The 21,457-nt window shown below is 31.4% G+C and carries 16 protein-coding genes, 1 tRNA gene, 1 rRNA gene and 1 other annotated feature; of the genes, 13 read left to right on the top strand and 5 right to left on the bottom strand.

The genetic code is table 11. The annotated features are described in order from the left end of the window. Window positions 1–112 precede the first annotated feature (112 nt). The 3 genes from ACJDUH_RS19470 (at window position 113) to ACJDUH_RS19480 (ending at window position 1,627) form a co-directional block, all read left to right on the top strand. A tRNA-Lys gene (locus tag ACJDUH_RS19470) sits at window positions 113–188 on the top strand. A 141-nt stretch (window positions 189–329) separates the two neighbouring features. Continuing rightward, window positions 330–1,334 carry an N-acetylmuramoyl-L-alanine amidase family protein gene (locus ACJDUH_RS19475; RefSeq protein ID WP_406766899.1) on the top strand — a complete coding sequence of 335 codons (1,005 nt, stop codon included), beginning with the start codon at window positions 330–332 and terminating at the stop codon, window positions 1,332–1,334. 116 nt (window positions 1,335–1,450) lie between these two features. Next, complete coding sequence (locus ACJDUH_RS19480; protein ID WP_406766900.1) at window positions 1,451–1,627, top strand: hypothetical protein; 177 nt, start codon at window positions 1,451–1,453, stop codon at window positions 1,625–1,627. A gap of 33 nt (window positions 1,628–1,660) precedes the next feature. On the opposite strand, the gene ACJDUH_RS19485 is transcribed toward ACJDUH_RS19480, so the two are convergent. Then, window positions 1,661–2,161, bottom strand: a complete 501-nt coding sequence (locus ACJDUH_RS19485) for a tryptophan transporter (protein WP_406766901.1) — start codon at window positions 2,159–2,161, stop codon at window positions 1,661–1,663. 140 nt (window positions 2,162–2,301) lie between these two features. Further along, window positions 2,302–2,547: a binding site (T-box leader), on the bottom strand. A 275-nt stretch (window positions 2,548–2,822) separates the two neighbouring features. Between ACJDUH_RS19485 and ACJDUH_RS19490 the strand changes: the two genes are divergently transcribed. From ACJDUH_RS19490 to ACJDUH_RS19510, 5 genes are all read left to right on the top strand, one after another. After that, a complete protein-coding gene (locus ACJDUH_RS19490; RefSeq protein ID WP_406766902.1) occupies window positions 2,823–3,863 on the top strand; it encodes a M42 family metallopeptidase in 1,041 nt (346 codons plus the stop codon). Next, window positions 3,854–4,855 carry a M42 family metallopeptidase gene (locus ACJDUH_RS19495; protein ID WP_406766903.1) on the top strand — a complete coding sequence of 334 codons (1,002 nt, stop codon included), beginning with the start codon at window positions 3,854–3,856 and terminating at the stop codon, window positions 4,853–4,855. The genes ACJDUH_RS19490 and ACJDUH_RS19495 overlap by 10 nt, the downstream gene beginning before the upstream one ends. A gap of 121 nt (window positions 4,856–4,976) precedes the next feature. Then, window positions 4,977–5,930 carry a zinc-binding metallopeptidase family protein gene (locus ACJDUH_RS19500; protein ID WP_406766904.1) on the top strand — a complete coding sequence of 318 codons (954 nt, stop codon included), beginning with the start codon at window positions 4,977–4,979 and terminating at the stop codon, window positions 5,928–5,930. Window positions 5,931–5,969: 39 nt separating this feature from the next. Then, window positions 5,970–6,404, top strand: coding sequence for a VanZ family protein (locus ACJDUH_RS19505; RefSeq protein WP_406766905.1), 435 nt, complete (start codon window positions 5,970–5,972; stop codon window positions 6,402–6,404). A gap of 105 nt (window positions 6,405–6,509) precedes the next feature. Further along, window positions 6,510–7,376 carry a DegV family protein gene (locus tag ACJDUH_RS19510; RefSeq protein ID WP_406766906.1) on the top strand — a complete coding sequence of 289 codons (867 nt, stop codon included), beginning with the start codon at window positions 6,510–6,512 and terminating at the stop codon, window positions 7,374–7,376. 36 nt (window positions 7,377–7,412) lie between these two features. On the opposite strand, the gene cls is transcribed toward ACJDUH_RS19510, so the two are convergent. Then, window positions 7,413–8,870 carry a cardiolipin synthase gene (cls, locus tag ACJDUH_RS19515; RefSeq protein WP_406766907.1) on the bottom strand — a complete coding sequence of 486 codons (1,458 nt, stop codon included), beginning with the start codon at window positions 8,868–8,870 and terminating at the stop codon, window positions 7,413–7,415. Window positions 8,871–9,164: 294 nt separating this feature from the next. Between cls and ACJDUH_RS19520 the strand changes: the two genes are divergently transcribed. After that, the gene (locus ACJDUH_RS19520; protein WP_406766908.1) at window positions 9,165–9,878 is read left to right on the top strand and encodes a Crp/Fnr family transcriptional regulator; all 714 of its coding nucleotides are present in this window, start codon (window positions 9,165–9,167) and stop codon (window positions 9,876–9,878) included. A gap of 116 nt (window positions 9,879–9,994) precedes the next feature. Here ACJDUH_RS19520 and ACJDUH_RS19525 read toward each other — a convergent pair whose 3' ends face one another. Continuing rightward, complete coding sequence (locus ACJDUH_RS19525; protein ID WP_406766909.1) at window positions 9,995–11,227, bottom strand: FprA family A-type flavoprotein; 1,233 nt, start codon at window positions 11,225–11,227, stop codon at window positions 9,995–9,997. Between the two features lie 171 nt (window positions 11,228–11,398). On the opposite strand from ACJDUH_RS19525, the gene ric reads away from it, so the two are divergent. Then, window positions 11,399–12,118: an iron-sulfur cluster repair di-iron protein gene (gene ric / locus ACJDUH_RS19530; protein ID WP_406766910.1), complete on the top strand. Its 720-nt coding sequence runs from the start codon at window positions 11,399–11,401 to the stop codon at window positions 12,116–12,118. Window positions 12,119–12,345: 227 nt separating this feature from the next. Continuing rightward, window positions 12,346–13,491, top strand: coding sequence for a pyridoxal-phosphate-dependent aminotransferase family protein (locus ACJDUH_RS19535; protein ID WP_406766911.1), 1,146 nt, complete (start codon window positions 12,346–12,348; stop codon window positions 13,489–13,491). A 61-nt stretch (window positions 13,492–13,552) separates the two neighbouring features. Here the strand turns inward: ACJDUH_RS19535 and ACJDUH_RS19540 are convergent, their stop codons facing one another. Next, the gene (locus tag ACJDUH_RS19540; RefSeq protein WP_406766914.1) at window positions 13,553–14,035 is read right to left on the bottom strand and encodes a DsrE/DsrF/DrsH-like family protein; all 483 of its coding nucleotides are present in this window, start codon (window positions 14,033–14,035) and stop codon (window positions 13,553–13,555) included. Window positions 14,036–14,166: 131 nt separating this feature from the next. Beyond that, the gene (locus tag ACJDUH_RS19545) at window positions 14,167–15,501 is read right to left on the bottom strand and encodes an aminotransferase class V-fold PLP-dependent enzyme (protein ID WP_406766912.1); all 1,335 of its coding nucleotides are present in this window, start codon (window positions 15,499–15,501) and stop codon (window positions 14,167–14,169) included. Window positions 15,502–15,714: 213 nt separating this feature from the next. On the opposite strand from ACJDUH_RS19545, the gene ACJDUH_RS19550 reads away from it, so the two are divergent. Together ACJDUH_RS19550 and rrf are read left to right on the top strand one after the other, a co-directional pair. Further along, complete coding sequence (locus tag ACJDUH_RS19550; RefSeq protein WP_406766913.1) at window positions 15,715–21,084, top strand: diguanylate cyclase; 5,370 nt, start codon at window positions 15,715–15,717, stop codon at window positions 21,082–21,084. 266 nt (window positions 21,085–21,350) lie between these two features. After that, a 5S ribosomal RNA gene (gene rrf / locus ACJDUH_RS19555) occupies window positions 21,351–21,457 on the top strand; the annotation flags it as partial.

Here is a 21,457-nt window from a genome sequence, read left to right on the forward strand (position 1 = left end):
CGAACACGATGGTTAAGCTTCTCAGCGCCGATGGTACTGCTTGGGCGACTAAGTGGCAGAGTAGGACGTTGCTAGGTCTTTATGTACATATTTTATGTCATAAAAATATTAAGGTTCACTAGCTCAGTCGGTAGAGCACATGACTTTTAATCATGGTGTCCGGGGTTCGATTCCCCGGTGAGCCACCAAGACACTCTATAACTAGAGTGTCTTTTAATTTTTTGATTTTAAGCCTCAGTGGATTGGTTTTCATATTTCTGCTTATATGTTAAGATAAAATATATAAAAGTAAAAAGAAAAAATTATGGGAATAAATAATGGGAGGTACTATGAAAAAGTTAATATATATATGCCTGTGCATATTAATATCTATAAATTTCACAGCTTGTAATGTAAAGAAATTAGCTACAGCCAGTGGAGGCAGCACAGCTAATAATAGCAGCGTGAATAAAAATAATGTTGAAAATAACAAGAATAATGAAGCAAATAAAACAGCAGCTGATATAGATAATTCAGTTAACAGCAATTCAGCAGAAAATAAAAAAGAAGTAGATAGCAGCACTTCAACATCTCAAAATACTAATTCTAATAATAGTAATATTAAAGCAACATCTCAAGCCAGTAATGCAACTGCAGGCACTAAAAACTCTGCAGTTCAAAATAATAACATAAGTACAAGTACCCTTCAAAAGCAAGGTAGCCAGAAAAAGAGTAAGGTTATTGTAATAGATCCTGGTCATGCAAATAGATCAAATCTAGAAAAGGAACCACTAGCACCAGGTTCTACCACTATGAAGATAAAGGATGGTGGTGGGGCTCAAGGAGTGGCTACAGGTACGCCGGAATATAGAGTTAATATGAATGTTTCTTTAAAACTAAAGGCTTTACTTCAAAATTACGGCTATACAGTAGTCATGACTAAAACACAGGATTCTCAAAGCTTAGGAAACGTTGAAAGGGCCAATGTTGGGAATAATGCAAATGCAGATTTAGTTATAAGAATACATGCAGATTCAAGCACTAGTACTTCAGCAAAAGGAGCTTCTATGCTAGTACCTTCACCTATTAATGATAATACAAAAGCTATTTATTCTGCTAGCAAAAGCTATGGTAAAACGGTATTAAATACCTTGGTACAAGAGGTTGGGATGCAAAATAGAGGTGTAACTGAGCACAGCGATATGACGGGTTTTAATTGGTCTAAGGTTCCTGTGATTTTAGTTGAGATGGGTTTTCTTTCAAACCCTAATGAGGACAAATTATTAAGCAGCGATACCTATGAAAATAAGATTGCTAAGGCATTAGCTGATGGTATAATAACTGCATTAGAATAGTAATAAGTAGTTAAAAAAGGTTGTTTAGCATAAATCTTTTATTTTTACATAACCTAATTTTATCAATTATAGGTTTAATATTTATTAACCTACAATTATTAAAAAGAGGTAGAACAATGGATAAGAAAACAAATTCTAAAGGTAAAAAGAAAATGGATTTTACTAGGCTCACAAATCTTCTGTATGAAGCTTCATCCTCTCTTGTACCTGGCACTGGGAAACTATATAGTACTATGTATACAAATGATGATGAGAAAGAAGAAGTAGAGTATATAGAAGATGATAAGGATTAAGGGACTTTGCAAAAGGAAAGTCCCTTATAAATTTTAGTAAGGAATTCTATTCACAGCAGTATTGGCAGCATTATATAAAACTATGGACGCAGCTATGTTAAATGCAGTTGCCGGTATAACAACTCCCAGAATAAGAGCTAGAAATGGACCAGGAAGGCCCACTAATATATAAGCGGCTCCTAAAAATACAGTTCCGCTAATTATGGTTCCAATAAAGGAAACAATAGATATTTTAAGCTGACTATTAAATTTGAATACTCTAAAAAGAAGAAATACCAAATTACTTGTAATAATTTTATCTATTATATTAGGTAATTGTCCAGCGGGAAAGGTAGTTGTGGCGGCGGTAAGTATGCCGGCTGCTAGTCCAATCACTAATGATAATTTATAATCATCACATAAGAAGATAGCAATAAACATCATGCTAAGTAGAAAGTCAGGCTTCATGCCAAATAGTATAGGTGGAACTAATTGGTGCAGTACAAGTCCAATGGATAAAAGCAGGGAACTTAATATAATTTTTCTTAAATTCATGTTTCACATCTCCAATAAATAATTTTTTTTGAAAATTAATTCTAATAATTAAACAATAAAAGTGCTTTCACCAAATCATTGTATACACCACCTTTCATACTAGGATAATTTTAGGCAAATAAAAAAACTCCTCCCTAAAAGCTTAGGGCGAAGTTATCCGCGGTGCCACCTAAATTATGCAAAAATATGCATATCTCATTTTCAGACACTAACATGTCCTATCCCTTTTAACGGTGGGCATCCGTTAAGGACTACTCTTCTAGATTCATAGAATTTCGGCTTACTCCTGTAAGGTCCATTCACTATTGGCATCGTACTGAGATCACACCCTACTCAGCTCTCTGAAACTAGGCCATATAGCTACTCTTCCTTATCAATGGATTTGTATTTGCTTAATTTATTATATTTTACTATGGTAAAGTGATAATGTCAATGGAGTTTATTTTATGATTTGTATAAAATGTAAATTTAATTATTATAACGAAATTCAATGCAATCCTTTAAGAGGAATAGAGATTTGTGTGTAGAATATAAATATATAATAATATAAAAAGGTGTAATTTTTTACCATCATTAACATAGAAGTAACAGAACAACAGGGATAGACTTCTTGTTATAAAGTCTTTATCGATTTCAGTGGAAAAAATTAAGGAGTATGAATATGGAAAATAAAGAATTTCTAAAAAGACTATGCACTACTGCAGCTCCAAGCAGTAGGGAGCATCTACTTTATTCAATATTTAAGGATGCCTTTGAGGAATTTGGAGAAGTCAGTATTGGAAAACTTAATAATATGTATGCATTAAAAAAAGGTAATGGTAGTGGAAGCTTAATGTTAATGGCTCATGCTGATGAAGTTTTTTTAATGATTACTGAAATAGGTGATAATGGTTTCTTAAGCTTTAAGGGCTTTGGAATTGATGTTAAAACTCTTGTATCACAGGAAGTAATAGTGCACGGGAGGAAAGATATACTAGGTATAATAGGAATAAAACCTCCTCACTTAATGAGTGTTAAGGAAAAAAACAAGGCTGTAAGTCTTGATGAGTTAAGAATTGACACGGGTATTTCAAGTGAAACGCTTAAGACTATAGTTAAGGTAGGAGATTATGTTACCTTAAAAAGAAACTTTTATGAGCTTTTAAATAATAATGTTACATGTAAGGCAATTGATGATAGAGCTGGAATAACTGCTCTCTATGCTTGTGCAAAGGAACTTGAAAATATAAATCATGATTTAGATGTATATTTTACTATGTCCGCTCAGGAGGAGGTCGGACACAGGGGGGCTAAGGTAGGAAGCTATGAGGTTAAACCTACTATAGCAATTGCTGTAGATGTAACCTTTGATAGCGGTCCTTTAGGAGATGATGAGAGAGAAAATAAATTAGGAGAAGGTCCTGTAATTTGTGTAGGTCCTAATGTACATCCTAAATTAAGAAAAAAAATAATGGATTTAGCAGTTGAATTTAATATTCCTTATCAGATAGAGGTAGAGCCAGGGAATACTGGTACTGATGCATGGGACATACAGATAGCAGGTGAAGGAATTCCTACACTTCTTATTTCGATTCCTGTTAAATATATGCACACTTCAGTAGAGATAGTGAATATGGAGGATATTAAAAATACCGGATTACTAATTTCTAAGCTGATAGAAAAGCTAAAATCAGAGGAAGTGGAGGGGTTATTGTGCTTTTAGAGAAGCTTTGTAATGCCACTGGACCTTCAGGTTATGAAGGCAATGTAAGAAGCATAATTAAAGAGCAGCTTATGGACTATGTAGATGAGATTAAAGTTGATAACATGGGTAATATTATTGCACATAAAAAAGGAAAGGGTAAGAAAGTTATTGTTGATGCCCATATGGATGAAGTAGGCTTTATTATTATTGGCTATAATGAAGATGGCACCTTAAAATTTAATTCATTAGGAGGAGTTGCTGCAAATATAATAGCTGCAAAGGTAGTTCTAGTAGGAGAAAGCAGAATTCCGGGTGTTATAGGCATTAAACCTATTCATCTGCAAAGTGCAGAGGAGAGAAAAAAGAATATAGCTTATAGTGACTGCTGCATAGATATTGGTGCTAAGAATAAAGAGGAAGCTAAAAGACTAATTCAATTAGGTGAATTTGCAGTATTTGAAACTGAGTTTAGTGAATTTGGTGAAGGGCTTTATAAAGGTAAAGCCTTTGATGATAGAATGGGTTGTGCAGTTTTAATTGAGGCTTTAAAGGAGAATTATGACTTTGATTTATATGGTGTATTTAATGTTCAAGAGGAGGTAGGAGAAAGGGGAGCCTTTGTTTCTGCTTTTCAGGTTAAGGCTGATATAGGAATTGTGTTAGAAGGCACAATTTGTGCTGACATGCCAAGTGTTCCAAAGTATTTGAGTGCTACTGAAGTTGGAAAGGGACCAGCTATTTCAATAATGGATAGAACAAGTATTTTTAATTCGGATATTGCTGGAGATATTATGGAACTTGGTAATAAAAATAATATACCCTATCAAAGGCGAAGAGCTATAGCTGGTGGAAACGATGCTTATGCTATTCATGCTTCTGGTGAAGGAGCTAAAATAGCAACTATATCTGTGCCCTGCAGATATATTCATTCCTCAGTTTCAGTTGCAAGTAAATCTGATTTCGAAAATACTATAAAGTTATTAGTAGAATATTTAAAATCAATTAATTAAAGATACAAATTAAGCTAAAAGTTTTCACTGGGAGAAATATGGTGAAAATTTGTCATAGTACAACTAAAGTAAGTAAGCTTATGTACTTGTTTATCTATAAAAATGCCGAGGGGAGATATGTATGGACAATATGTTAGAAAGGCTTATTTCAAGCTTTGGAGTAAGCGGTCACGAAGATAAAGTTAGAGAAGTTATTTTAAATGAGCTTAAGGATTGTAATTGTGATGTTAGAGAGGATAAACTAGGAAACCTTATAGTTAAAATTGGAGAAGGACAGGAGAAAATCATGTTCTGCTCTCATATGGATCAGATTGGCCTTATAGCAACCTATGTGGAAGACAATGGCTTCATACGGGTAGGAAGCTTAGGTGATTTCAACTGTACAGATATAGTACATAATTTAGTTAAATTTGAAAATGGTACAGTAGGTAAGATAGTATCTACAAAGGATAACCCTGAAATAGGAGATTTACTTGTAGATATAGGAAAATCATCAAGGGAAGAAACTGTTAAATTAGTGAAAGAAGGAGATGTAGCTGGTTTTATAGGTCATACTATGGAGATAGATGATAAGCTCTTAAGTTCTGGTTTAGATAATAGGATAGGTTGCTATATTCTCCTTAGATTAATTAAAGAAATAAAGAAAGTAAACAGGGAAGCTTATTTTGTCTTTTCTTCTCAAGCAGAGCTTGGAGGAAGAGGGGCCAGGGCAGCCTCCTTTGCAATAGAACCGGACTATTGTATAGTTGTGGATTTAGAGGCAGCAGGAGATTATATAGGTGGAAAAGGGAATATAAAGCTTGGAAAAGGTCCAATTGTAACAGTCATTGATAAAGGCCTTATTATGCATCATGAAGTAAAGGAGTTTATAGAAAAGACAGCAAGTGAAAAGAATATAGAGCTTCAATACGCATTATCTGATAGGCTTTCAGATGGTGGTACAATTCATAAAGAAAAAGCTGGTGTAAAAACTGGGGTTATTTCAGTTCCCTGTAGGTATAATCATACTATTTCAGAAATGGTTAACCTTAATGATATAGAAAAAAGTATTGAACTTTTAAAGGGGTTAATTTAAACTAGTATATGAATCATTATGTTTAGAAAGGCTTATTTTATGACAAGAAAAAAGTTTAAGTGGTTATTAGTAATTGCATGGATGATACTTATTTTTTGGTTTTCCAGTATGCCAGCCACAATTTCAGATGAAAAAAGTCATTTTGTAATCTATGTTTTTAATCTCTTAGGTTTAAACTTAAATAGCGTATTTGGTGATTTAGCAAATTTCATAGTTAGAAAATGTGCTCATTTTTCCGAATATTTTATTTTATTTATGCTGCTTTATAATACATATAAGGAATATTTCCCTAAAAAAAAGGCCTTAATTCTTTCACTACTAAGTGTTTTTTTGTATGCCTCTACAGATGAGTTCCATCAGTTATTTGTACCAGGAAGAGAAGGAAGAATAAGAGATGTCCTTATAGATACATCTGGCGGAGCATTAGCTATGATTATTTGTTATTTTATTAGGTCAAAAAAAACTTTGCGTTAGATATTTTCTAACGCATTTTTTGCCTTTACAAATCTTGATACAATTTTTTACATGTGCTACTATATATACAATACAATCTGATTATAAGATAAGAGGAGAGAAGAAATGGAGACAGTTATTATTATAGATTCATGCTGCGATCTTCCAAAGGAATATATTGATGAAAATAAAGTTCCTGTACTTAGTATGGCAGTAAACTTTAAAGGTCAGGAATATAAGGATGATTTTGGAGTTAGCTTACCATATAAGGATTTTTATGACGAGGTTAGAAAAGGCGAGATGCCTTCAACAGCACAAATAAACGTATATGATTATTCTGAGGAATTTAGAAAGCATGTAAGCCTTGGAAAATCAATAATATGCATTGCTTTTTCATCAGCCTTAAGTGGTTCCTATAACAGCGCTTGTATAGCAAAGGATATGATACTTGAGGAATATAAGGACGCTGATATCACAGTAATTGACAGTAGATGTGCATCATTAGGTGAAGGACTACTAGACTATTATGCAATAGAAATGTTGAAAAATGGAGCTTCAAAAGAAGAAATTATAACTTTTATTGAAAATAATAAATTGAAGATAAATCATTGGTTTACAGTTGATGACCTAAATCACTTAAAAAGAGGGGGAAGAGTATCAGCCACTGCTGCTGCTATAGGAACCCTATTAAATATAAAGCCAATCCTTCATGTAGATGATGAGGGAAGATTGATACCAGTAACTAAGGAAAAAGGAAGAAAAAAATCTATTAAGGCCTTAGCTGAAGAACTAGATAAAAACATAATTAACCCAGAAGAACAGATTATATTTATAAGTCATGGTGACTGCATAGAGGATGTAGAATTGCTTAAAAAATTAATACTTGAAAGACATAAGGTAAAGGACATAATAATTAATTCTATTGGACCAGTCATAGGATCTCACTCTGGACCAGGAACAGTTGCATTATTCTTTATAGGTGAAAAAAGATAACAAAAGGATTAGGTAATGTAATATTACCTAATCCTTTTATAATAAGGATGAAAATAATCTTGCTGCTGCTTCTAGAATTTTTCCAAGTCTTGAGGAGTTTTCAAAATCACATAAGGAACATTCTTTGCTGCATTTTAGGTCCTCAAAAAACTGGTCGTCAAGCTCTTTAGTTTTAAGACTGTCGTATATAACTGCATTTATTTCATAATTAAGTTCAAAGCTTCTGATATCCATATTTGCTGTTCCAACAGTAGATATTTTTTCGTCAATAGTCATTACCTTTGAATGTATAAAGGAATTTACATCATAAAAATATACCTTTGCACCACATTTTATTAATTCAGAAAGGTAAGTTTTAGAAGCTAAGTAAACTATAAAATGATCATACCTTCCGGGAAACAAAATTCTAACGTCAATTCCGCCTAAAATAGCAATTTTAAGGGCATCCATGATACCTTCAGTAGGTATGAAATAAGGAGTTGTAATATAAATATTTTTTTTAGCTAATGTTATCATTTTAATGATACCCTGCATAATTGATGGAAATTCAGAATCTGGTCCGCTTTTAACTAGCTGCATTATCTGCCTTTTAGCTTTAACAGGTTCGGGAAAATAGTTCTTTGCTTCTTTTTCATTAATAAAGTAATACCCTTCTATACGTTTTATAGTAAAGTAATCATCTAGGAATACAGCCTGAAGACCTAATACAAAATCTCCCTTTACCATAATGTGTGTATCCCGCCAATAGCCTAGCTTGCCCTTGCCCAGGTATTCATCACCAATATTAATTCCTCCAATAAAACCAACCTTACCATCGATAACTGCAATTTTTCTATGGTTTCTATAATTTATTTGAGTATTAATTAAATGGAGCAAAGGTGCAAGTACATAGGAATATTGTATTATATCTACACCTGCAGCTTTAAGCTCTTTAATATCTCTTTTTTTCATTTTAATGGAGCCTACTCTATCGGTAATGAATTTAACACTTACTCCTTCTTTTGATTTTTGTATTAGAAGATTCTTTATTTCTGTGCCAATTCCATCGCTTTTTACAATATAGTATTCTAAATGAATATGATGTCTTGCCTTTTTAATTTCCTCTATTAAACTCTTAAATTTTTCATTACCATTTCTAAAAATGGTAATATCATTATCTACAAATAGGGGAGAATCACTATTATTAGCCAAAAGCTCTATAAGAGATATGTAATCAGGATGTTCTATTTTATTTAATACACGGTACAATAAATCTCTAACATGCGGTGAAAAGTCTTCTGTAAGCTTATGCTTCTTCCAGTTTCGCCCCAAAAATATATAAAAAATAAGTCCAAATGGGGGCAAGAGCACAAAAACCATAAGCCAGGCAATGGTTTTTTCAGGTCTTTTACGCTCAAGAGTTATTATGACTATTGATACAACTGCATTTAATATGAATAACCATATAGGTAGGCTTATAATTTTAAGAATCAAATTAATACCTCCTTTTATCATTTACTTAATATTATTAACAAGTTTTTTAGATAAACTAAATATGAATTGAAATAGAGTATTTTTATAACTTTTTAAAATTTATTTATGGTCAATTCTATAGTAAAATTTAATTAATTATACTTTAGTACTTGAAATAAGTAAAATTATATATGAAAATATATATAAAATATTATCATAAATATTTTATATTTAGAACCAAATATTTACGAAGCCCAATTTATAAATGGCCTTTTATAGTTAACTAGTCGGTGTAAATTAGAAAATATAGAGAAATATAGAAGGGAAATAGATTTTATGAAAGAATGTAACAATCACGTTTGTGAAGCTTGCACAGGTAGATATTGTGCAAAGAAAGCACCAATTTTTTCAGTTTTAGATAGTGATCAACTTGTTGAAGTTACCAGCTCCATAATAAGAAGAAAGTACAAAAAGGGACAAATAATCTTCTTTGAAGGTGATGTTTCTGATAAATTCTATATAATTAATGGCGGAAAAATTAAAATCTTTAAATACACTAAAGAGGGTAAGGAGCAAATTTTATATATCCTCTCAGAAGGAGATTTTATAGGTTATTTAAGCTTGTTAAAAAAAGGCAGATTTGATTATAATGCTGAGGCTCTAGAAGACGTAAATGTATGTATGCTCACTAAAGATGATTTTGATAAAATAGTTAAAAGAACTCCAGAAATCAGCCTTAGAATATTAGAAAGTCTCCATGATAGACTTGTTTCCTTAGAAAATCTAGTCCAAACCTTAAGCACTAAAGATATAGAAACAAGGATTGCTGCAATATTAAAGAATTTTGCTAGGGAGTTTGGAAAAGAAGAGGCTAAAGGAATTGTTATAGAAATGCCCCTTAGCCGTGAGGAAATGGCAAACTATATAGGTGTAACAAGAGAAACTATGAGCCGAAAGCTTACTTCCATGGAAGATGATGGGACAATAGAACTTGTTGGTAATAAGAAAATTATTATTAAGGACTTGCAGCTATTAGAAGAACTTTCTTAAATAAAATTAAGGGGCTTTGCATTAGCAGTTATAAACTACTGGTGTAAAGCTCCTAAATTAATTTTTGAAGATTTTTCTTTTGAATATCTTCCAATTATAATTCTCAACTAAATTATTTATTGCTTTAACAGTACCTCTCCAACAGCAATTCCAGTTTCAACACACTTTTCTCTCATATTATCTTCTGGAGTAAAGTTTATTCTTAGAGGAAGCTTAATGTGGTCATCTCCAGTAACCTTTATCATAAAGGAAGTATCTAGTAAGGTAATATTGCTGTTTTTTAAGTAATCATTAATAATCTCTATTGCCTCACCACTCCAGCCATAGGAACCAAAGGCTGCACCAATTTTTCCTGAAAGATCTAATTTAACTATCTCTTTAAGCACATCCTCTATATTTCCAATCATATCACCATAACGAGTGGAACTTCCTATTAATATAGCGGAGGCATCCTTTACCATATCTAGTATAGTATCAAGTTCTGCGTTTTTAATATTTACAATATTTGTTTCAATGCCCATACTAGTTAAACCTTGAGAAATATTTTGTGCAATTTTCGAGGTGTTTCCAGTCATTGAACTAAATAGTATAAGAGCCTTTTTGTCAGGAATTGCAGGAATATAGCTCATTTCATCATAAATATCTACATACTTTTGAACATCCTTTCTAATTACATATCCATGAGATGGGCAAATCATATTTATTTCAAGATTTTTAATTTTTTCAAGCATTAGTCTTACATAAGGTCTGTGTGGGCTCATTATTAATTTGTAGTATGTTTTATAGTCCTCAAGTATGTCTTCCTTCGCTAAATCATTGAATAATTCATAATTAGCTATATGAGTACTAAAGATGTCGCAAGGATATAATATTTTATCTTCTAAATCATAGGTTATCATAGTTTCCTCAGTATGAAGGAAAGGAGTTTCAAAGAACTGAAGGGTTTTTCCACCTATATCTAAAGTCTCTCCATCTTTAATAACATGGAAATTCTTATTTTGAAGCTTGAACATTCCTATTAAAAATTTCTTACCTAATTCTGTAGTAACAATTGTAGCATTCTTAGCTTTATTCATTAATGCTCCAAGTGCCCCAGCATGATCTGGCTCTACATGGTTAATAACTACATATTGAAGCTTTTCTAAATTAATAATACTTTCTAAGTGCTTTACAAATTCCATTCCGAAGGCTATGTCCACGGTATCAATTAAAGTAGGTTTTTCAGTATTTAATAGGTAGGAGTTATAAGTTGTGCCCTTTGTAAGCATTAATCTGTGAAATGGAACATCTCTATCATCAACCTTCCCAACGCTAAATACATTCTTTGCAATTTCAATTTTATTTAACATTTATAATCTCTCCTTTTTCCCAATAAATTTAATCTATGGGTAAATTATAAAATAGAATCCTCAGACAAACTATGATTACAGTCAATTTACAAATTGATTTAAATCACATATTAAGATATTCAGCCCGGGTATAATAAAGTCATGAAGATTAAACTTTAAGGAGTGATTTTAATGAGTACATTTCATAGTTCACAAAAGATAGGAGAAATAGTAACAAAGTTTCCAAAGTCTGCAGACATTTTAAAGGAATATAAAGTAGATTACTGCTGTGGTGGAGACAGAACATTACTCACAGCAATAAAGGAACAAAATATAAATGAATCAGAAATTCTAGGAAAGATTAATAGTTTATATGAAGAGTTTAAAAATAAGGAAACAGGAGAAAGAAACTGGGAAGTGGCACCTTTTGGTGAACTTGCAGAGCATATATTAAACGTACATCATGCTTATTTATGGGCAGAGCTTCCGAGAATAAGTGAATTAACAGGAAAAATATTAAGAGTTCACGGGGAGCACCATCCGGAGCTTTCTAAAGTCTATAAACTTTTTCATAGTCTTAAGATGGAACTTGAGGAGCATTTAATTAAGGAAGAAACAATTCAATATCCTGCAATAAGAGAATATGAAAAATCTAAAACTAAGGAAGCTTTAGAAAAAGCAGCTAATATAACAAAGGAATTAGAAGATGAGCATACAGGTGCAGGAGATATACTAAAGGAATTAAGAAAGGTAACAAATGACTATGCAGTACCTGAGGACGGCTGCAACAGCTATAGATTAACTTATACAAAGCTTCAGGAATTAGAGGCTGATACCTTTCAGCATATACATTTGGAGAACAATATTTTATTCCCAAGACTTGAAGCAGAAGCAGCAAAATTAAGTAAATAACAATCATTGAAGAATGAACTTTTTTTTAAAGCTAAAGGTTCATTCTTTTTTTGTGAAAAATACTCATAATTATTAATGGTACTTGCAGAATTTTTAATTGATAAATAATTTTGCTTTTTTAGGAAGTAATAATCAATAGAACAACTTGTGTATCCATACATTTTATTTTTTTAGTGGCAAATTATATAATTAGGTAAACAATACTATGAATGTTGGAGAGTGATAACATGAAGGTTCCATACATAATGACTCCAGGACCTACTCAAGTTAGTGAAAAAGTAAGGCTTGCAAGGGCACTTGAAACTACTAATCCTGATTTGGATCTTAAGTTTTATGATTTTTATAAGGAGACCTGTGAAAAAATAGGTGAATTTCTAAACACAAAAAATGAAGTTAGAATTTTAGGAGGTGAAGGTATACTTGGCCTTGAAGCTGCCTGTGCTTCTTTAACAGAAAAGGGAGACAGGGTTCTAGTTATAGATAATGGTGTTTTTGGAGAGGGCTTTGCTGATTTTGTTAGGATTTATGGAGGAGAAGCTGTCTTCTTTAAAGGTGATAGACAAAGAAAAATTGATACAGATAAGCTCAAGAGATTTTTAGATAAAGATAGAAATTTTAAATATGCAACTGTAGTCCACTGTGATACTCCATCAGGGGTTTTAAATGAAGTAGATAAAATATGTCCATTACTTAAAGAAAAGGGTATATTAACAGTTGTAGATAGTGTGGCAGGAATGGGGGGAGTGGAACTTAGAGTAGATGATTGGCAGATTGATATAGCATTAGGGGGTTCTCAAAAGGCAATTTCTGCCCCTCCAGGACTTACAATATTAAGTATAAGTGATGATGCATTTAAGGTTATGGAAAGTAGAAAGGAACCTATAGCATCCTTTTACTGCAATCTTTTAGTTTGGAAGGATTATTACAAAAATAAGTGGTTCCCTTATACTCAGCCAATTAGTGATATTATTGGTTTAAGAGCTGCTATTGATAATATTTTTGATGAAGGAAAGAAATATATGCTAAAAAGACATGAGAAAATAGCTTCTGCTGTGAGAGAAGCTGTTTCATCAGCTGGTCTAAAGCTATATATTAAAGATGGCTATTCCAATACAGTTTCAGTAATTGAAGTACCAGATACAATAGAGGATAAGGCACTTAGAGACTATATGTTAAATAGTTATGGAGTATTTATAGCAGGTTCCTTTGATTATCTTGCTGGCAAGGTAATTAGAATAGGACATATGGGAGAAAATGCAAGGATTGATAAAGTAAGCTACACCTTATTTGCACTTCATAGCTCACTAGAGTACTTTAATTTTAAATTAAAGGAAGATATGGTGAAAATATTTTTACAATATATGAATAATTGATAGAGTTTTTTAATTCTTTATTTTGAGAGCCACGAGAAATACACTCGTGACTCACATGTTTTTAAATAAATAACTGCATATTCGAATTTAATGCATCTTTTACATATTCTTTTGCTTCAATTATTTCTACTTCAGGAAGCAGTTCTTCAGGTTTAAAGCCCATAACCTCAACTGAAAGCTTGCAGGCGTAAAATTTTACGCCCTTTTTTCTTGCTCCATTTAAAAAAGCAGTTAAATCGGGTGTTTCATCCTCCTTCATCATAGCCTTCAACATCTCTTTTCCAAAACCGCTAAAGTTCATTTTGGATAAGGGCAGATCTTCTGGCCCCTTTGGAGTCATAAAGCCTAGCATTTTTTCATAAAAACTTTTATCTTCCGTCATAGGTGCTTCAGGATTTCTTATAAGCAGCAAACCCCAAAAGGCAAAAAAAATAGATACTTCAACTTCAATTTCTCTTGCTGCATTTGCAATTATCAATGCAGCTAAAGCTTTATCATATTCTCCGCTAAACATAACTAAGTTGACTTTTTTATTTTCCAATATTTTCACCTCTAACTTTTGTAATTAATAAGTCTAGTTTTAACTATTAAAATTCATTTATTCATAAAAGTGAGATTCGAAGTTTTATATTCGAATCTCTATATAAACCCTTTCATAATAGAAAGGGCAGTAAATTAAGTTTTATTAGAATATTTTTTAATAAAGTATTCTTTATTTTCTATTATTGCTGTAAGAGTATTAATAAAATAGTCTATTTCGTTAGTACCGTTGTATAGGCCAAAGCTTATACGTACCATTCCAGGGCGGGGAATGTCAGAAGAAATCGAAAGCTTTTCTATATCTTCCTTTGAAAGCTTTAATAACTTTTGAATATAAGGATGGGCACAGAAACACCCTGTTCTAACTCCGATACCTGCTTCCAACCCTAATATTTCTGCTGCAATGCTGTGGTGCATACCTCTTATATTAAAAGAAATAATGCTGACTCTTTCATTAGAATCATCAATGCCGCCATATAGTTCAATTTCATTAATATTTTTTAACTTAGTTAAAGCATAATGAGTTAAATTCCTTTCATAAGCCGCTAAATTATCCATACCTATTTCCTTTAAAGTTTCCATTGCGCTAGTTAATGCCATAACGCCCATTAAATTTTGGGTGCCGGCTTCTTCTTTCTCAGGAGGATCTGCCCAAATAACATTCTCATGAGTGACTAAATCTACTGTTCCACCACCTTTGTAATCTGGTTCTCCTAAAGTAAAAATATCTTTAGGACCTATTAAGACTCCAATACCAAAAGGAGCATACATTTTATGTGCAGAGAAAACTAAAAAGTCTATATGCTCTGAGGAGTCGGCTGGTTTCATATTCACAACTGCATGAGGAACAAGCTGTGCTCCATCTACTAAAATTTTTGAATTATATTTATGAGCAATTTTAGCAATTTCATGTATAGGATTAAGAAGGCCAGTAACATTAGAGGCACCAGTAACCGTAACCAGTTTTACCAAACCATTATATTTCTTAAGTTTGTTTTCTAAATCATTTAATGAAAGCCTTCCATCCTTCTCTATCATAATATAATCCACTTTATATTTATCTCTCCAAGGCAAGTCGTTTGAATGATGTTCCATATCAGTTGATAATATAATAGAACTTTTATCTTTATCATAAAGCCTGTTAGCAAGTTTATTTATACCTTCCGTAGTATTTTTTACATAAATTGCAATATCATTATCTAAATTTGCATGTACAAAATTTAAAATAATATTTCTGGAATCCTCATATAACTTTGAAGAAATTTGAGATTTATACCCAGCCCCTCTGTTTACAGACGAATACCATGGTGAAAAATTATTTAAAGCTTGAAGTACTGAAATAAGGGGAGGTGTTGTAGCAGCATTGTCAAAATTTATATAAGGTACCTTTGTGCCGTTAGCTAATGGTATAAGTGTATTTACTCCAACAATTAATCTTCTATAGGGAGATTCTCTAATAAAGTAATTCACAACATCACCTACATCAATTGTATTTTGTATTAGTATATGAACATTACTATTTGTTGTGATTTGTATTTTAAAGCAGACCCTTATTATCTTAATTTAACGAAAAACCATTACTTTATATAGTTAAAATTTTATTAAATAGACATTTAAAGTAAGAATATAAAATGCTATAATAAAGATATATTGCCAAAAATTGAGTAATGGGGTGTGAGGATTGTGGATTTAATTAATAAAAGATATACAGTGTTAAAAAGTATAAAACAAAACCGTTTTGTATCCTCCTACCTTGCTCTAGATGAGAAAATAGGGTCAAAAGAAGTACAATTAAATATCATTAACTCGGAATATCTTCCTGAAAATTTACTTAATTATTTTATAAATGAATATCAGACCTTTGCCATTATTAATAGTGAAAAGCATATAAAACTTTATGACTTTGATATAATTAAATTTTTAGATAATAAAGTTTTAGAAAAACGTCAATATTTTTATACAAATGAAATTGTGGAAGATGATAGTAATTTTATTGAAGCAATTGGTAAATTAAATGAGGGAGAGCAGCTTGATTTAATTATAAATTTATGTCAAGGCATTAATTATCTTCACTTAAGAGGTTTTGTTTATGGTGATATAAATATTAATAATATTATTGTGACAAATTCTAATTTTAAGTTTAAGGATATAATTACTAAGGAATTGAACAAAATAAATTTTTGGGATACAAAAGATAACCTACTAATCTTTAAGTCTCCAGAAGTTTTGGAAGGAAAGTCTCCTAGTGTGCTCTCGGATATTTATTCCTTAGGTGTTCTGCTGGCTTTTATTTGCAGACGAGGTATGATTAATAATCTAATTGAGATAAATGATGAAATTGGAAAATGTAAGATAAATGATAAAAATTTACTGTGCAAATTAGCACCAGTTATAGAGAAGATGACTGAATCAAATGAGGCAAATAGATATACAAATATTTTAGAGATTATAAAAGATATAAATTTTATTTTCAATAAGGATTATAAAGCTCTTGTAAAAGAAGAAATTGAAAAGATTAATTTAAACAATAAATTAATTGGAAGGGATTATGAAGTTAATAATATTCTTAAACTATATAATTCAATGACTAAATTAGAGCTTTCAGATAAACTTGTTGTAGTACATGGTGAATATGGCATCGGAAAAACTAAACTTCTTAATGAAGTTGAAAGACTAATGAGGTTAAATAGTATAAATGTATACTCTAGTTATTCACAAGAAAGTTCAGAGAATCAAGAAAATAAAGGTTTTTTTGAAATTATTAAAAAGCTAACTGGTGAGTGTGATTCAGAAATACTTGAAAGATATGAAGGGGAACTTGTAAAGTTTATACCTGAGCTTGCAAAGGATAAAGAAGTTATACCTTATGAAGCTTTAGATGCTGAAAAAGAAAAGTATAGAGTTATAAGCAGTATATGTGATTTTATTCATGATATAACAAAGGGTAAACCAATGGTTTTTATTATAGACAATATACATAGAGTAAATAATATTTCTATTGAGATATTGAAGTATCTTTCCCTTAGACGTAGAAATTTAATGCTACTTGTTTCTTATTGTGATGGTGAATATTCTAATAATAGTAGGTTATCGGACTTTTTAGCTGAACTTACGGGAAAATCAAATATGATTGATATTCAGCTTCATGGACTAAGCAATGAGGATTCCATTACCATGATTCAGGACATGCTTAGAATGCATAAAAGAGCAAAGAATTTCGCCACGAGAATATTTTTAAATACCTATGGAAATCCCATGTTTATAGTTGAAACATTAAAGAATCTTCTTGCAAATAAATATATTTATTTAAATGAGGAAACTGCAAGATGGGAAAGTGATTCTAATGATTATACAAAGCTTCCAATGCCCACTAATCTTGAACAGGCTATTTTAACCCAAATTAAGGATATTGAGCATATAAGTTTTGAGATTCTTAAATCTTTATCTATCTTCAATTCAGGAATATCGGAGGAAGTTATTTACAATATAATAGGTGCTGATAAAAAAAGTATAGAAGAGAGACTAACAAACTTAGAGGCTAAGGGCATAGTATGCAGAAAAATAGAAGATAGCGGTTTTGTTTATGATTTTACTAATAGAATATTGAAAAATATAATAAATGGAAGATTGGATGAGAAGTATAGAATATCGATGCATGAAGCTGCAGCCACGCTTTTAGAAAAAAAGTATGAAGAAGGAATTGAAAATAGAGAAGAGCTTATATACCATTTAGAGAAATCAGGACAGAAAGAAAAAACTATAAAATATTGCTTAGAAAATGCAGATAAGATGGAAGCTTTCAAAAATAGAAGTGAGGTAATTAGAAATTTAAAAAAAGTTCTATCTATGCTAATAGATGAAAAAGATGAAATAAGAAAAGTTGAAATTTTACTAAGAATAGGAAATAGCTATGAGATGGAAGGCAGCAAGTCAGAGGCTATAGAATATTTTGAAGAAGCTGAAAGATTAGCTTCAAATGAAAAAGCCTACAAATATCAAATAGATGCTTTGAATAAAATGGCAGAGGTATATTACTTAAAAAACCAGTTAAATAAAACTGAAAGCTATATTGATAGGTCTGAGAATATTTTATTTAAAAGCTGTAATGTAGATAAATACCTGGAAGGCTACCTGCAGTGTATGGAATTAAAAGTGAGAGTCATGTACTCGAGACAAGAATATAATAAAGCGGCCGAATTATGTATAAGTAGTATAAATTTATGCGGGGATAATTATTATAAGCTTAAGGGATTGTTTTCTAAGAATTTAGGTAATGTCTATCTTGCTACCTCTAAGATTAAAGAGGCTGTAGATTGTTATAAAAGAGGCTCTGATTACTTTGAAAATGCAAATTATTCAGAAGGTGTCGTGAACTGTATGAATAATTTAGCAGTAGCCTATGGCGATTATTATCAAGACAATGAAATGGCTATTAACTATTTTACCGAGATGAAAGACATTAGCGAAAGAAACCATATTATTATTTATGAAATTATTGCCCTAACAAATCTAGCTTCATCATACTGCTATGAATTTGAGTATGAAGCAGCTCTTCAATATTTTCTAGAGTCTCTTAAAAAGTCAAAGAAGGTCGACTATGAAAGCAATATATTTTACTGCTACATTTATCTAAGTTTCGTCTATTTAAAACTTGAAGATTACTTGGAAGCTTATAAATATTATAGATTAGCCGAAAAGGAACTGGAAGATCATCCTGAGCAGGGTAAAGAAATAGGAACCTATTATCAAAAAAGTGCTGAACTTTTTTATGCACTTGGAGATAAGGATAAGGCCAGGGAGTTTTTAGAAAAGGCACATAATTTATTTAAGGAAGAGGATTCACTTGCTAAATGGGATTGCGAAGTATTAGCTGAATACTTAATTCTTAACGATCTTACCTCATCTGATGAAATTAGAGAAAGTATTAATAAAATAAAGGCTCTCATAAAAAATTATAAATCGGAAAATATTAGAAAAAGCACTTTATACGATACAGCTATTATGCTTTATGATAAAAACCTTTGCAATGAAGCAAATGAAATGTTTCTATATGAAGCTGAATGTAGTTCTGATACATTACCAGACCTTCTTCAGATAAAAAAGGATTATTTAAAGGCTATATTAATTGAAAGTGGTCAAAAGGAACTTTTAGAAGCAGTAATAAGTAGATGCAGTGGTGATAAAAATAAAAAAATATATTGGAATGTATGCTGCCTACTAGGTGACTATTATATGACAGAGAAAAATTATTTTCAGGCAATAAACTTATATTATGAAGCAGCTGAACTAATTAGGAAGCTAACTATGCAATTACCTGCAAGTAAGAGAGTTCAATTTGTATACTACAACAGGATGGCTAAACCATTTGAAAAAATAAAGCTATTTATGAAACATAAAGACTATTGTGAGCTATCTGAAATTGAAGGAGAAAAGTTTAACCTAGCTAGTATTAATGAACTTAATGGAATGTTTAACTCCGAAAATATTAATAATATTCTTCATTATAAACATTTTATAAGATCTGCTCGTAAATTCTATAATTCAGAGCTTCCAGCAGATATTAAAAATACAAATGGCTTAATCAAAAACTTAAGCAGTAATCCCATAAAAAACCTAGATATTATAGCAAAGTATATTGCAGGTGTGACTCTTGCAACTAGAAGCGTAATTATTGTAGATGGTTATGAAAAAAGCTACTATGCTATTTCCTCCAATGATGGAACAGATACATTGCCGTGCAACAAGCTTATTTTTGACAAGGTAAAGGCAGCAAGGGAGCCCATGATAATAAAACAAGATTCCTTGGATTATAGCTGCTCCGAAATAAATATTATGCTTCAGGGATTGAAAGCCGTTATGTGTATACCTATTATTATGAGGTCTGAGGATAATCTATTACTTAATGATTTAATAAAGGGTTATATTTATTTGGAATCAGATAGGGTACTAAACAATTTTAATAAGGAAAGTTTAATGAAATGCTCTGCTTTTAGCAGATTGGCGGGTATTAACATAGAAAGATATCAACTTCAAATAGTATCTTCTACTGATAAACTCACTGGGACATTGACTAGAAAATCTTTAGAAGATGCCTTAAGCGAAGCCATAGATAAGGCAGAGGCTTCTGGAGGTATTTTTTCAGTATTGATGATGGACATGGATCACTTTAAAGATATTAATGACAGATACGGACATCAAACCGGGGATGAGGTTCTTAAAAAGGCTTGTTCTATTATTAAGGCAAATCTTAATAAAGAAGCTGTATTTGGAAGATATGGGGGAGAGGAATTTATTATTTTATTACCCGGAGCTGATTCGAAAAGTGCTTTTTTACTTGCAGAAGATTTAAGAATAAAAGTTAATAATGCAAAGATTTTAGGGGAAAAGGCTGCCATTACAGTCAGTATAGGTATCTCCACATTTCCACATAATGCTGAATGGAAAGAGGAACTCATTGAGAAGGCCGATCAAGCATTATATATTTCAAAAGAATCAGGAAGAAATAGATGTAAGGTATGGTCTAGTAAATTTGGTAGTAAGGGGAAAGTAAGAAATAAACTTTCTGGAATAGTCTCAGGAAACATGGTTCAGGATTCAAGAAATGTCCTCGTTATGGTTGACATAATTGAATTAATTAAACAAAACTCTAGTATTGAAGATAAAATTTATAATATTCTAGGGAGAGTAATTGAAATAACAGAATCTGAATATGGGTGTTTCTTTACAATTAAAGAAGGTAAAATAAAAAAAGTGTATTCGAGGAAGAATTTCAATGAAGGCTGGACAGATAATAACATTTATAACGTGGAAATAATTAGCTCTATTTTAGCAAAAAAACAAGGAGTTTATATGACTGATTGGGACGAATCAAATAATAGAGTACTTCAGGATGAAATGCCTAGTTGGAATTCTATTGTGGCTGTACCACTAATTCGAAATGAAGAAATAAAAGGTGTTTTATATCTAAGTGTACCAATAAATAAAAAGGAATTTAAATTTGATGAATTTAATTATGTGAATACCTTAGGAGAATTAGCTGCAGCAATATTATAATTTAAATTTGTTTTATTAGACAACGTATCTTGTTTCTTATATTCCATTGTATCTTATATGTTTTTTATTAGGTCATAAGAAAGTATTTCGTTAATTGAAATTATTTCATATGACCTGCCTTTTATTGAGGAACATTCAATTATTTATACCTGATTGTATTTTAGAATTATACTCTATTTTAATCATGCAAATAAATTATTATGGCCTATTGACATTAATAAAAAAGGATGTTAAACTTTTTTAAGTAAGATTAATGAAATATTAAATCTAGTGATGATGGCGAGAAGGTTACACCCGTTCCCATACCGAACACGATGGTTAAGCTTCTCAGCGCCGATGGTACTGCTTGGGCGACTAAGTGGCAGAGTAGGAC

Source organism: Candidatus Clostridium radicumherbarum (assembly GCF_045310525.1).
GTDB lineage: Bacteria > Bacillota > Clostridia > Clostridiales > Clostridiaceae > Clostridium_AT > Clostridium_AT radicumherbarum.